The sequence below is a fragment of the Alteromonas sp. McT4-15 genome (assembly GCF_020515205.1).
Classification (GTDB): domain Bacteria; phylum Pseudomonadota; class Gammaproteobacteria; order Enterobacterales; family Alteromonadaceae; genus Alteromonas.
Genome location: NZ_JAJALG010000056.1, coordinates 1 through 13,525, shown reverse-complemented (window position 1 = coordinate 13,525; position 13,525 = coordinate 1). Strand labels below are relative to the sequence as shown.

Below are 13,525 nucleotides of genomic sequence, written 5' to 3'. Positions count from 1 at the left end.
ATGCGACAGTGGAAAGCTGCACTCAAATGGTACAGCTCCATAGTAGACAGTGCATGGGCCGGAAGCACATGGAATTAAATTCGTGGGGATCCCTCAGGGACTAACCTGCTTTTTCGTAAATACTATTGAGCGATGCCATCTATCTAATTGGCGCGAACATGATGTTAGATACTCACACGTTTATACGGTCGGTATTCCGCCTTCCAGAAATTACGCTCAATACTTTCGCGTAATGCTTCGTCAGACATTTCAAGTGCCAACCCTTGCTCCATTGCGACTCTAGCAACTTCAAATGCAATGTCTCTACTTAGCTGTGCAATGGCGCCTAATGGCGGTAGTAAAGAGCCCTCACCAGTATTTACCAATGGTGATGCAGCTGCGAGTGCATTACTTGCCGCCATCAACATTTCGTCGCTTATTAATTTTGCTTTTGCTGCCACAACACCTAAACCAATACCAGGGAAGATATAGGAATTATTGCACTGAGCAATCGGGAATATTTTGCCGTTGTACTCAACTGGTTTGAATGGGCTTCCCGTTGCAATGATAACTTCACCATCAGTCCATTCAATAACTTGTTCAGGGCGTGCCTCAACTTGTCTAGACGGATTACTTAGTGGGAAGATGATGGGTAATTCGCAAGACTGCTTCATTGCGCGGATCACTTGCTCAGTAAACAAACCTGGTTGACCTGAAACGCCAATCAGTACATCTGGTTGCGCACAATGCATAACATCTAACAATGAGGCGTAATCGCCACTAAAAGTCCAGTCAGCTAAGTCTTCTGTCTTTTGCTGAAGTTTTTGTTGGAAGTCACGCAACCCTTCCATGCCTTCAGTAACCAGACCAAAACGGTCAATCATAAATACTTGTTTGCGCGCTTGCTCATCACTAATGCCTTCAAACACCATTTGCTGAATAAGCATTTCAGCAATGCCGCAGCCAGCCGAGCCAGCACCAACAAATACCACTTTCATGTCACTCAGCTTTTGTTGCTTGGTGCGACATGCCGCTAAAATTGTACCTAGTGTTACTGCTGCCGTACCTTGAATGTCGTCGTTGAAGCAACATACTTCATTGCGGTAACGATTAAGCAGCGGCATGGCATTAGGCTGCGCAAAGTCCTCAAACTGAATCATAACGTCAGGCCAACGACGTTTTACTGCTTTGATAAACATGTCGACAAATTCGTCGTATTCTTCTTGTCCAATACGAGGATGTCGCGCGCCCATATACATAGGGTCGTTTAATAGTTTCTCGTTATTGGTTCCCACATCAAGCATCACTGGTAAGGTGTAGGCTGGACTAATTCCTCCGCACGCGGTGTATAGCGACAACTTACCAATTGGGATCCCCATACCGCCAATACCTTGGTCACCCAAACCTAAAATTCGCTCGCCGTCAGTCACAACAATCACTTTCACTTTGCGCTTTGTCGCATTGCGCACGATATCATCTAGCTGATGACGCTCCTCATACGACACGAACAAACCGCGGGAACTGCGATAGATATCAGAGAACTGCTCACACGCATCACCCACTGTTGGGGTATAGATAATGGGCATCATCTCATCAATATGCTTTTGAATAAGACGATAGAATAAGGTTTCGTTATTATCTTGAATTGCGCGTAAATAAATGTGCTTATTGAGCGCCTCATCAAAGCTGCTGTATTGCATATAAGCGCGTTCCACCTGCTCTTCGATGGTTTCAAAACGAGGTGGGACAAGGCCTGTAAGGTTAAAAGCAGCGCGCTCTCGTGCGGTAAATGCGCTGCCTTTATTCAGTAGGGGCGTTTCCAGCAATGAAGGGCCGGCATGAGGAATATAAAGATATCGCTGTGAATCTTCTGACATTGGTTTTCCGATTTTTTGTTCAGGCAAATACATCGCCACAGCCTGAAGTGGCACGCCTAACGCGTGCCTGACTTATAATTAGAATATCTCTTCTGGCTCTGGCGCAGTAGTCGTATCCTGTGTGGCTGGATCAATCACTTCATCGTCACGAACGTAAGTGGTTGGCTCGGTGCCTTGCAGGAAATATTCAAATAGTGTCGTATGGTCTGTTCTTCTGGTCAACTTTCCACTGGTACGATCAATGCGAACCCGCACAATATTTTCAGGTACGGGCATAGGCGTATGGGGTTTATCTTTCAATGCATATTGCATAAATCTTATCCACGCAGGGCCCGCGGCTTTTGCACCGTCCTCAGTACCAATGAGGGCATTACCAATCCAGTTGAATTTTTCAGGATCTTTATTAATGAGGTTCTGATTACGTGTCGCTCTTCCTAACTGGCGCCCCATGTTGTCAAATCCAACCCATGCCGTAGCAACGATATCTTTGTGAAAGCCACTAAACCACGTATCGCGAGAGTCGTTGGTAGTACCTGTTTTACCTGCAATATCTGTACGCTGTAATATATTTCGAGAACGCCATCCAGTGCCAAGCCAATAGGTTTTTTTATTCCAGTTTCCGTTGGCTCTTACCGCAGTTCGCATCATCTCCCCGACTAAGAAGGCGTTCTGCGCCGTTATCACCTGAGGTGCGATAACTTTTTCCTCGCTCTCATCCTCAAGTGCATCGCCTATTAACACATCTTGATTGAGTTCAGCAGCTAGCAGCGCTTCAATATCAGCTTCATCACTTTCTGGCACTATTTCAGGCTCACTTTCATTTTCGCAACGATTGCATGCCCAAACTGGATTTGCGCGCCATAGTTCCTGACCGCTTTCATCAAGTACCTTGCTGATGAAATGCGGATTAACTAAATAGCCACCGTTTGCGATAACCGCCATCCCTCTCACTACCTCTAACGGAGTGTGTGATCCCGACCCTAACGAAACTGTTTCATCAAAGGGTATATCTTCGGCATCAAATCCAAAGCGAGTAAGATAATCGGTAGTTTCACGCAGACCAACGCCACGAAGTAATCTTACCGACACCACGTTCTTCGATTTACCTAACGCTTTACGCATCCGAATTGGGCCATCGTATTCTGCTGGAGAGTTTTGTGGGCGCCATGCTACGCCTGTTGCCGCATTCCACTGGTTTATTGGTGCATCGTTAATAATTGAGGCCAGTGTATAACCGCTATTGATCGCCGCCGAATACACAAATGGCTTTATGTTTGAACCCACTTGACGTTTAGCTTGGGTCGCACGATTGAACTGGCTTTGATAAAAACTGTAGCCACCAACCACTGCTTCTACTGCGCCATTTTGCGGATTTAAGGCAACAAACGCGCCACTCACTTCAGGAAGTTGAGATATACGCCACTGCCCTTCCTGCTCGCGAATGTAGATGACCGCCCCTTCTTGGGTAATGTCAGATGCGGTTTTAGGGTCACTCCCTTGGCGAAAGTCGGTAATGTATTCACGGGCCCAATCTAACCCGTCCCATGTAATCGTACGCGACTCACCGTCAACAGAAAGTACATCAATTGATTGTTCACCTACTGCCATTACCACAGCTGGCATCAACGGCTTAATGTGTGGAATTTCACTGAGTACCTCAAGTAGTGATTTTTCATCCCATGCACTGCGATTTGTGCGACTACTAATATCCATAGTCAACGAAAGCGCGGGAATAACCTCATCTTGACTTTCAGGGGTGGGTATATTCCAAAGGTAACCAAGAGGACCTTTATAACCATGGCGTTCATCGTAGTCATGAAGGTTACGAACCACGGCATTCTGGGCAGCAATTTGAATATCTGAATTAGCGGTTGCATAAACCTGATAGCCACCGGTTTCTGCTTCTTCTTTGCCGTAGATTTCCACCATTTCATTGTAAATCGTATCTGCCAAGTAAGGCGCGTCAACTTCAATTTCAGCGCCGTGTTTACGGGCAGTAACAGGTGCACTAGCAGCTTCATCAAACTGTGCTTTGGTGATGTACTGCTCATCGAGCATTCTAAGCAGTACAACCTTGCGCCGCTCTACAGAGCGTTCTGGCCCACTAATGGGATTCAGCACAGAGGGCGCTTTCGGCAGTCCGGCTATAGTCGCCATTTGCGCTAAGTTAAGCTCGTTAAGAGGTTTTCCGTAATACACCTGCGAGGCAGCACCAAAGCCAAACGCGCGATGCCCCAGCTCGATTTTATTGAGGTAAAGTTCAAGGATCTCTTCTTTTGACAGCTCTTGCTCCATATGCAAAGCGATAAAGATTTCTTTTACTTTTCGAATGTAGGTTTTCTCACGCGTAAGGAAGAAACCACGTGCAAGCTGCATGGTAAGTGTACTTGCACCCTGACGCTTTTCCCCAGTTAGTACTAAACTTACTGCTGCACGCACAATACCTATGGGGTCAATTCCGTGATGTTCGTAAAAACGACTATCTTCGGTGGCGAGGATCGCGTTGATCAATTCTTGAGGTACTTCCTCAAGTTTTACGGGGATCCGCCGTTTAACTCCATATTGCGAAATAAGTTTTCCGTCTTTGGTGTATATCTGCATGGGCGTTTGCAGGCGTACATCCTTAAGTACAGTGACGCTCGGCAGGTCTGGTTTGATATAAAAGTAAATACCTACCAGTGCCGCACAACCTAAAAGGCCTGATAGAAAAACGAATAAAATAAGCGGTTTGATGTACTTCACTGTAACGGATACCAACACATTTTGTTGAAATGACGTATATTTTATACGTATGTGTTATCTATAGAACCATACGCATAAGACTAATAGAGTAATATTGTACTGTAGAGCAATAACCTTTGAAACTGGACACTTGCAAATGAAATCGCTGTTTAACAAAAAGCTGCCGCCCATTGTGGGCTTAGATATAGGCACGCGTCAAATAAAAGCGGTGTGGCTTGAACAATCTAAAGATGGGTATGTACTGCAAGGCTATGCATGTGAACCTATCACTAAAGTTGCTTTTTCTGAACGCGATATCAAAGACTACGAGTCTATCAGTATTGCACTTAAGAAAGTAAGAAAAGCACTTAAGACAAAGCTGAAGCTTGCGAACGTAGCTGTGGCAGGCACGTCTGTGATCAGCAAGATTGTGTATATGGATCCAGACCAAAGTGATTATGAGCTCGAAAACCAAATAGAAATTGAAGCTGACAGTCTTATTCCTTACCCGCTAGAAGAAGTTTATCTAGATTTTGAAGAAATTGGTCCAAGCGCAACCCATTCAGGCAAAGTAAACGTGTTGCTCACCGCAGCGCACAAAGACTTAGTGGATAGTCGATTACTGCTTGCGCGAGAAGCGAATTTTGAACCTAAGATTGTCGATATGGAAAACTACGCCATTGGCAACGCATTAGAATACTTTCACCACGTCGATGCGCCAGAGCAACCGCTTTGCTGTGTAAATGTTGGCGCATCACTGTTACAGATTTGCGTGATAAAAGATGGCAATGTGGTTTACACCAAAGAGCATGCTTTCGGACTGAATCATTTAATTAATGACATCAGTGCTATTCATATGATGGAGCGCGAAGAAGCTGAGCGCCAATTGTTAGATGGCACTTTAGCAGGTAACTGGGTTGAAGATACGCTGCCGATTTTTGCAGCCAATTTGCAACAAAATATCAACCGAGCGCTGCAAATGTACATGAGCACGCTACACGCAGAGCGCCCAACAAGCATACTGCTAAGCGGCGGAGCTGCCACTATCGAGCCGTTAGTTGATATTCTAAATCAAGATCTTGGTTTAGAAGTGAATTGCTTTAATCCATTTAGTGGTATGACAATAAACCCTAAATTAGACACAGAGCGCTTACATAAGATTGCGCCGCAATTAGCGATTGCAGCGGGGCTTGCAAGCAGGAGTTTTACACAATGGCACATGTAAACCTTCTACCTTGGCGCGAAAAGCAGCGTCAGCATCAAAAACAACAATACCTAGGCGCTTTATTTGCTGTTGCCGCTATCGTTGGACTTATATTCTGGTTTATCGGTCAAGCTATCGATCAACAGATTAGCAATCAAAATTCACGCAACAATTATTTAGAACAAGAAATTGCCATACTCGACGAGCAAATTGCACAAATTAAAAAGGTCAAAGATAGTAAGAATGCCATAGAGCAACGCATGGCACTTATTGAGCAACTTCAGGCTAGCCGTAATATTGCACCTGTTGTATTTGATGAACTCGTTAAACTTGTGCCATCTGGTGTTGCGTTTGAGTCAATGACTCGAACGGGTAACAGGATAGAGATTGAAGGCACAAGTGATTCAAATAACCGCCTTTCAGATTTTATGCGCGGCTTAGATAATTCGAAAATTTTCGTTGCCGCAGAGCTTTCTACAATCAAATCAGATAGTAGTGCTGCACGCGCTATGAGTAGCTTTACGCTAACATTTCTGATTAACCCTAATATTGCTCCTCTTGAAAGCAGTCAAAATGGAGCACAGTAAATTATGAAATTCGACGTAGAAAAACTTAAAGAACTCAACGAACTCGATTTCGAGCAAATTGCTATTTGGCCGCAAGAAATTCGTATTGTTGTAGGCGTTTTTGTGGCGATTATCGTAGGTGCGTTAAGCTACTACATGCTGATTAGCCCTAAACTTCCCACGCTGGACGCTGCTGAGTTAAAAGAGCAAGAGCTTAAACTGCAGTTTGAGGCTAAATATCGGATTGCGGCTAACTTAGAAGCCTATCAAGAGCAGCTTGCTCAAATTAAGAAAGACTTTTCATCTATGCTGAAAAGCCTCCCCACCAGCAATGAAACACCGGGGCTACTCGACGATATTACTTATGTAGGTACATCATCGGGACTAACATTTGAGCTATTGAACTGGCAACAGGAAGTACCGAAAGAGTTTTACACTGAACTACCCATAGAGATGGAAGTGAGTGGCGGTTATCACAACTTTGGTGAGTTTGTGTCTAAAGTGGCTGACTTACCTCGTATTGTGACTCTGCACGATTTTGATATTACGCGCGGCACTGACGGGCTTTCATTGAAACTTCAGGCAAAAACATATCGTTCTGAAAACTCGTCTGAAATTGAGGGAGAGGTAAAATAATGCGTTATCTTACAGCTCTCTTAGCCTTATTTTTGGCAACAGGATGTTCACCAAAGCTTGACGATCTGCAAGCATATACACAAAGTGTAAAAGATAGAACAACACCACAAATTGAACCCTATCCTGAGTTCGAAACGCATCCGCCATTCACTTATAGTGCAGGCGCGCTTCGTAGCCCCTTTGAACAACCTCGTCGAAATACCGCCCCGGTAAGCAAGCCTCGTGTAGAAAATTGCTTCCAACCTGACTTTCAACGAGCAAAAGAAGCACTTGAAGCATATGGCGTAGATGCACTTTCACTTTCAGGAAATTTTGAGGTTAAAGGCGTGCAATGGGCCTTGATTAGAAGTAACGATGGCGTGTTGCATAAAGCCAAAATAGGAAGCCGTATCGGCTTGTTTTATGGAAAAATTACGCAAATTGGCAGTGATTCAATTACTATTGAACAGTCATTACCAGATGGTGCCGGCTGCTGGCAAAGGAAAACAACAACAATGACTACAGCATCAAAGGCGGGAGAGTAAACATGGCCGAGCGATACATATTCAACAAATCTCTGAATCGTAGAGTACCTCGTTGGTACTGGCTTGCCGCGGCGATCGCTACCTTGCTATCTCTCACACTTGTTATGGCGCCGGTTAAGGCACAAGAGCCGCTATTGGTCGACCCACAAGCGCAAGCGCGTCAGGCGCAAGTCACAACTACAGTCACCAATATCGACTTTACGCAAGGTGCAGACCGCGCGGCAATTACACTGGTTTCATTTACAGGCGATACGCCCAAACTACAGTTAGTTGAGTCACAAGGGAAAGTGTCGGTAACACTGGCCAATACCAAGCTTGATGAGGACCAACTTGTCGAATTAAATGTGGCTGATTTTGGAACCTTGGTTTCAACAGTTGAAACCTTCGAAGATGACAACGACGCACGTATTGAAGTGAATTATACAGGTACGGTAGTTGTTCAAAATACTATTAACGATGGCATCCTTAGAATCGAAGTAAAAGCCATGGACGCTGAGCAACAAGAAGCACTTGAGAGCGAAACAAAGTACACGGGCGACCCAATTTCTCTTGATTTTCAAGACGTGCCTGTAAGACAAGTATTGCAGATTATTGCCCAAGTTAATGGTTTTAACCTTGTTACTACCGATACCGTCACAGGCAATGTCACAATATCTTTATCTGGCGTTCCTTGGGATCAAGCACTTGATATGATCCTTCGCGTTAAAGGTCTTGATAAGCGTTTAGAAGGTAACATTCTCCTTATCGCACCTGCAGAAGAGTTGTCAGCGCGTGAAACTCAAGCGCTTCAGTCAAAGAAACAAGTGTCTGATTTAGCACCACTACAAACAGTCAATATCCCCGTAAATTATGCCAAAGCAGCAGCCTTAGCGACTATTTTAAAATCTACTGAAGGCGGTATTTTGTCTGACCGTGGTGGTGTCACCGTAGACGAACGCACCAACACGATCCTTATTCGCGATACCTTAGCTTCAATTGATGAAGCCAGAAAAATGATTGATGCCCTAGATGTCCCTGTAAAACAGGTACTCATAGAAAGCCGTATGGTTACCGTGCTGGACAATGTTGATGAACAGCTTGGTGTGCGTTGGGGTTTTAGTGATCGTCAAGATGACAATGGCGTATCGGGTTCAATTGAAGGCGCAGAAACTATAGCCGGTGGCGTTATTCCCACAATTGGCGATCGCCTGAACGTTAATCTACCCGTTGCGAGTACGTCAGCAGCAAGCATCGGGTTTCAGGTAGCCAGCTTGGTTGATGGCACTATTTTGGATTTAGAGTTATCTGCACTTGAGTCTGAAAACAAAGGTGAAATTATTGCCAGCCCGCGTATCACTGTAGCCAATCAGCACGAAGCTTACATAGAACAAGGTACTGAGATACCCTATGTTCAGGCAACATCATCAGGCGCAACATCGGTAGAATTCAAAAAAGCGGTACTATCGCTCAAAGTGACACCGCATATTACCCCTGACAACCGTATTATTCTTGATTTGGTTGTGACACAAGATACGCGAGGCGAAACCGTTTCTACATCAACGGGTGATGCCGTTGCCATTGATACTCAAGAAATAAAAACGCAGGTATTGGTGGAAAATGGCGAGACCATTGTACTAGGTGGCATATTCCAGCAGACCAGCTCTGACGGTGTGACAAAAGTACCCCTATTTGGCGATTTGCCAGTCGTGGGCGCGCTATTTAGAAATACCTCTCAGTTACAGCAAAAACGTGAGCTACTTATTTTCGTAACGCCTAAAATTGTAACTGAACGTCCTTAACGCCAGAATACGAGCCTAGAAAGCGCGCTTTTTACAGCGCGTTTTTTTGTTTTTGACACTTTTTTGTAAGTAAATTTACAGGTATACGCTAATTGTTAGTAACAAAACTTGCAACGCCTTGCAGGAAACTGAGATAATCGCGCTCTCGAAATTTAAGCGAGGTTTAAGGAGTGGTGCTTATTGGACACTAAATAGGCACGAGTCAATGGGTAGGCTGGTAAGGCAACAGTGCACTGCCCCTAACATGATTAAGTTGTGATATAAGCAAATATGGCTGAAAAACGTAATATCTTTTTAGTTGGCCCAATGGGTGCTGGCAAAAGTACCATCGGTAGACATCTGGCAGACGAACTTCACCTAGATTTTTTCGATTCGGATCAGGAAATTGAGCGCCGTACTGGTGCTGATATCGCTTGGATCTTTGATTTGGAAGGTGAAGACGGTTTCCGCAAACGCGAAGAGAACGTCATTAACGACCTGACAGATAAGCAAGGTATCGTACTTGCCACAGGCGGCGGCTCTATAGTAACTAAAGCGGTACGAAATCGTTTATCTGCCCGCGGTATTGTTGTTTACTTGCAAACCACTATCGATAAGCAAGTTGCCCGTACACAACGCGACAAGCGTCGTCCTTTGCTACAAAATGAAGACCCTGAGAAGGTACTTCGCGATCTTGCAGAAATGCGTAACCCACTATATGAAGAAGTGGCCGATTACGTGGTAGATACAGACGACCAGTCTGCACGCGCAGTAGCAAATCAAATTATTAGCAAAATTGGTCTATAAATAAAAATAATATAAATTAGGAGGTGCTACGCCCATGTCAACCTTAACTGTGGAACTTGGAGACCGTAGCTATCCTATACAGATAGAGGCTGGGCTGCTTACGCAACCTGGCCTTTTTCGTTCTTATATAAAAGGCCCTCTAGCGGTTATCGTTACCAACGAGACGATAGCGCCACTGTATCTCGACACTGTCATTAAAGCTTGTGGCGATGTCCACGTCGAAACCATCGTGTTACCCGATGGCGAACAGCATAAGAACTTAACCCAGTTTGAAGTTGTAATGACGCGGTTGCTAGAACTCAACGCAGCCCGTGACACCACATTAATTGCATTAGGTGGCGGTGTAATTGGTGACTTAACAGGCTTTGTTGCTGCAACCTATCAGCGTGGTGTGCCTTTTATTCAAGTACCCACTACCCTATTGTCACAAGTCGACTCTTCAGTAGGCGGTAAAACTGCTGTAAATCATCCACTTGGTAAAAACATGATTGGTGCGTTTTACCAACCGCAATTTGTCGCCATTGATACTGACACGCTTACCACCTTACCTGCTCGAGAGTTTGCAGCAGGTATGGCTGAAGTTATCAAATACGGAATTATCTACGACACGAGCTTTTTTAATTGGTTAGAGCAAAACGTCGCGCCCCTTACTGCGCTAGACAAAAATACGTTGAGCCAGGCTATCTTTCGCTGCTGTGAAATCAAAGCTGATGTGGTAGCAAAAGATGAGCGAGAAGGCGGATTACGCGCCATACTTAACCTCGGTCACACGTTTGGCCACGCAATCGAAGCTGAGCAAGGTTATGGCAACTGGCTTCATGGTGAGGCCGTAGCCGCTGGTACTATACTTGCTTGTAAAGCAGCAGAAGCGCTGTCATGGTTTACACCGTCAGAAACACGTCGTGTTAGTGCGTTATTTGAAACGTTCAAGCTTCCCGTAGCAGGGCCTAGCGACATGAATAAAGACGACTATGTTAAGCACATGAAGCGCGATAAAAAGGTTGAGGCAGGTAATATTCGCTTTGTACTTCCACAGGGTATCGGTAAAGCGGTTGTGACAAAAGACGTAACCGACGCGATATTGTCTGAATTACTCTAACCTTCATCGACACGCTTTGGCTTAAACGTACAGTACAATAAATATGTTTAAGCCACTTGGCTAATTTCGTATATCGAAGGGGCGAACTTCCGTGCAAAGTGAACTGCATGAACGTTTGGAGTACTTAGTAAATTATTCATCACAACTGATTTTTGTCAGTGGTGAGTCTATTGCTGAGCAACAAAAAACGTTAGAGGCGTTTGTCTTTCAGCAACATGATGATACCGAAATTGCCTACCTGACCGCGCAAGAGAATATGGACACGTCTGACTATCGTCGTCAGCTCTGCCGCCAACTACTCGGGCAAGTGGTTGGAAGTTTCGTAAGACCTCTAAATGAACTTCTTGTGGATTTAAACGGCCATGAAGGGCCTATTCTCATTGCAATCACACAAGCGCACCACCTTCCTGACAAACTGTTACAGGAATTATGGGATTTAGTGCTACAAAGTCGGTTTGCGGGAAACAAACAGCACATGAACGTTTTGCTTTTTGCCAACAGCCAATGGGCAGAAAATGCAAAACAGTGGCTGCCTGCCAAAAATACTGAAACGCCACTCATTATAAGTAGCCAGTCGGTTATGAGTGAGCAGCCCACGTTTGAGTCGGACCTAGACAAAATGATTGCGTCTCGACGTGAAGCATTTCAAGCGCACCTGGAAAACCGACAGAGAGAAAATACACTCACGTTCAGCAACCCCTTAAAATCCAAGTGGCTATATGGTGCTATAGCAGCCATTTTTCTTATTACGTTTTCTGGCTTGGTCTACTGGCAATATGGCAGCAATCTATCAGGTCTGTTTGCCCCTATCGAGAGCGGCAATACCAATACTACAGCTCCTCAAGCAGTACCAGGCTCAGCCTACGACTCGTTGCTTGAAGAAAATACTGATAACCAAGACACTGGCAGTAATGACACAAAGGTTACTGGCGATATCACCGCCCCTAGTAATATTGCTACTGTCGACGTTGTTACAGTGAGTGATAGTGAACAGGAAGCGCCGTTGTTAAATGACGATGCGAACCTAGTCACTGACTGGAACACTGCTGTTTCATCTTTAGGGCCAAGCAACAAAACACAAAGCGCCATTACTGATGATACCCAGCGCCCAAACCAAGATAGCGACGTTGTTGAGCCAACCACCCTTGTTGATGAAAAACCAATCGCTATTGCGAGTGCTAATAACGAGAAAGAGAACGAGGCTAACACTGAAAACGAATGGATAAGTCCATCTCAGTATGCCATTCAGATGCTAGCGATGAAAGATGAGCGAGTACTTGAGCAATTTTTGTTAGAGTACGGACTTTACGATAAAACCCGCGTTTACAAAACCCAACGCTACGGTGGTGATTGGTTCGTTGTAGTTGATAAGACGCTCTATCCCAATATTAATGACGCGCAGCAAGCACGCAGCACTTTGCCCGATTTTCCAGGTAAACAGAACGCTTTTGTTAAGAATGGCGAGCAAGTACTCAAAGAGTTAGCTCTGACTGACAATCCATAAATCACCTATTGCCTAATAGTGCGCTAAAATCGCGCGCTTATCTCACTTGCTGGTTGTTCACATTAGCGATGAAAGTTACAATCTACCTTTAGTGTGGTGATGTCAAAAGACCCTTCCCCGGCAATGCCTTCGGCGACGTTAGGAATAACCACCTTCTTCAGTCCGTGTAGGTAGTAACGTTTAAGCATGATGCAAAAGAAAAACCGGGCCTTTTTAAAATGGGCCGGTGGCAAATATAGCTTGGTAGAGCACATTCAAGCCAGATTACCGCAAGCTAACAAACTTATTGAACCGTTTGTTGGTGCCGGCTCTGTATTTTTGAATACGCAATACAAACGTTACCTTCTTAATGATATAAACCCTGATCTCATAAATCTGTACAACTTTTTAAAAGCACAACCCGATGCATTAATTAATGATGCGCGTGAATTTTTCTGCGACAAGCGTAACGACGAAAAAATGTATTATGCATTGCGAGAAGAGTTCAACAGTACACAGGATGAGTATTACCGAGCCATACTCTTTTTGTATCTGAACAGACATGGTTATAACGGTTTGTGTCGCTACAGCCTGCAGGGCCGATTTAATGTTCCTTTTGGGCGCTATAAAAAACCATACTTTCCCGAAGATGAAATGTTCGTTTTTTCTGAGAAGTCACAAAAAGCTACGTTTACCTGCTTGCCTTTTGAAAAAGTGTTTTCAAGGGCGCGAAGAGGCAACGTGATCTATTTAATATATCGAAAAAAAATAATGTCGCCACTAAATTTATATGTATTAATACTTGTTATTGCACATATTTTTAAAAACATGAATGCGAAATACTTTACAAATGAATAGAGATTTGTAAATAC

The 13,525-nt window shown here is 44.5% G+C and carries 10 protein-coding genes and 1 pseudogene; 9 read left to right on the top strand and 2 right to left on the bottom strand.

Annotation, left to right across the window (positions count from 1 at the left end; all coding sequences use genetic code 11):
• Positions 1-164: 164 nt before the first annotated feature.
• Positions 165-1,856: an NAD-dependent malic enzyme gene (locus LHL20_RS20045; RefSeq protein ID WP_226434562.1), complete on the bottom strand. Its 1,692-nt coding sequence runs from the start codon at positions 1,854-1,856 to the stop codon at positions 165-167.
• A gap of 78 nt (positions 1,857-1,934) precedes the next feature.
• Positions 1,935-4,598 (bottom strand): penicillin-binding protein 1A, encoded by a 2,664-nt coding sequence (locus tag LHL20_RS20040; protein ID WP_226434561.1) that lies wholly within the window; start codon positions 4,596-4,598, stop codon positions 1,935-1,937.
• 136 nt (positions 4,599-4,734) lie between these two features.
• Here LHL20_RS20040 and pilM point away from each other — a divergent pair, with 136 nt between their 5' ends.
• The 9 genes and pseudogenes from pilM to LHL20_RS19995 form a co-directional block, all read left to right on the top strand.
• The gene (pilM, locus tag LHL20_RS20035) at positions 4,735-5,802 is read left to right on the top strand and encodes a type IV pilus assembly protein PilM (RefSeq protein WP_226434560.1); all 1,068 of its coding nucleotides are present in this window, start codon (positions 4,735-4,737) and stop codon (positions 5,800-5,802) included.
• Positions 5,790-6,368: a PilN domain-containing protein gene (locus tag LHL20_RS20030; RefSeq protein ID WP_226434559.1), complete on the top strand. Its 579-nt coding sequence runs from the start codon at positions 5,790-5,792 to the stop codon at positions 6,366-6,368. The genes pilM and LHL20_RS20030 overlap by 13 nt, the downstream gene beginning before the upstream one ends.
• A 3-nt stretch (positions 6,369-6,371) precedes the next feature.
• On the top strand, positions 6,372-6,983 hold the full coding sequence (locus LHL20_RS20025; protein ID WP_226434558.1) for a type 4a pilus biogenesis protein PilO: 612 nt from the start codon (positions 6,372-6,374) through the stop codon (positions 6,981-6,983).
• Positions 6,983-7,507, top strand: a complete 525-nt coding sequence (locus tag LHL20_RS20020; RefSeq protein ID WP_264181026.1) for a pilus assembly protein PilP — start codon at positions 6,983-6,985, stop codon at positions 7,505-7,507. The genes LHL20_RS20025 and LHL20_RS20020 overlap by 1 nt, the downstream gene beginning before the upstream one ends.
• Positions 7,508-7,509: 2 nt before the next feature.
• Positions 7,510-9,285, top strand: coding sequence for a type IV pilus secretin PilQ (locus tag LHL20_RS20015; protein WP_226434557.1), 1,776 nt, complete (start codon positions 7,510-7,512; stop codon positions 9,283-9,285).
• Between the two features lie 270 nt (positions 9,286-9,555).
• Entirely contained in the window at positions 9,556-10,071 is a 516-nt protein-coding gene (aroK, locus tag LHL20_RS20010) for a shikimate kinase AroK (RefSeq protein ID WP_159627341.1), read from the top strand.
• A 34-nt stretch (positions 10,072-10,105) separates the two neighbouring features.
• Entirely contained in the window at positions 10,106-11,170 is a 1,065-nt protein-coding gene (gene aroB / locus LHL20_RS20005) for a 3-dehydroquinate synthase (protein ID WP_226434556.1), read from the top strand.
• A 91-nt stretch (positions 11,171-11,261) separates the two neighbouring features.
• Complete coding sequence (locus LHL20_RS20000; RefSeq protein ID WP_226434555.1) at positions 11,262-12,674, top strand: SPOR domain-containing protein; 1,413 nt, start codon at positions 11,262-11,264, stop codon at positions 12,672-12,674.
• 186 nt (positions 12,675-12,860) lie between these two features.
• Positions 12,861-13,403, top strand: a pseudogene (locus LHL20_RS19995) (Dam family site-specific DNA-(adenine-N6)-methyltransferase); the annotation flags it as partial.
• Between the last annotated feature and the right edge of the window lie 122 nt (positions 13,404-13,525).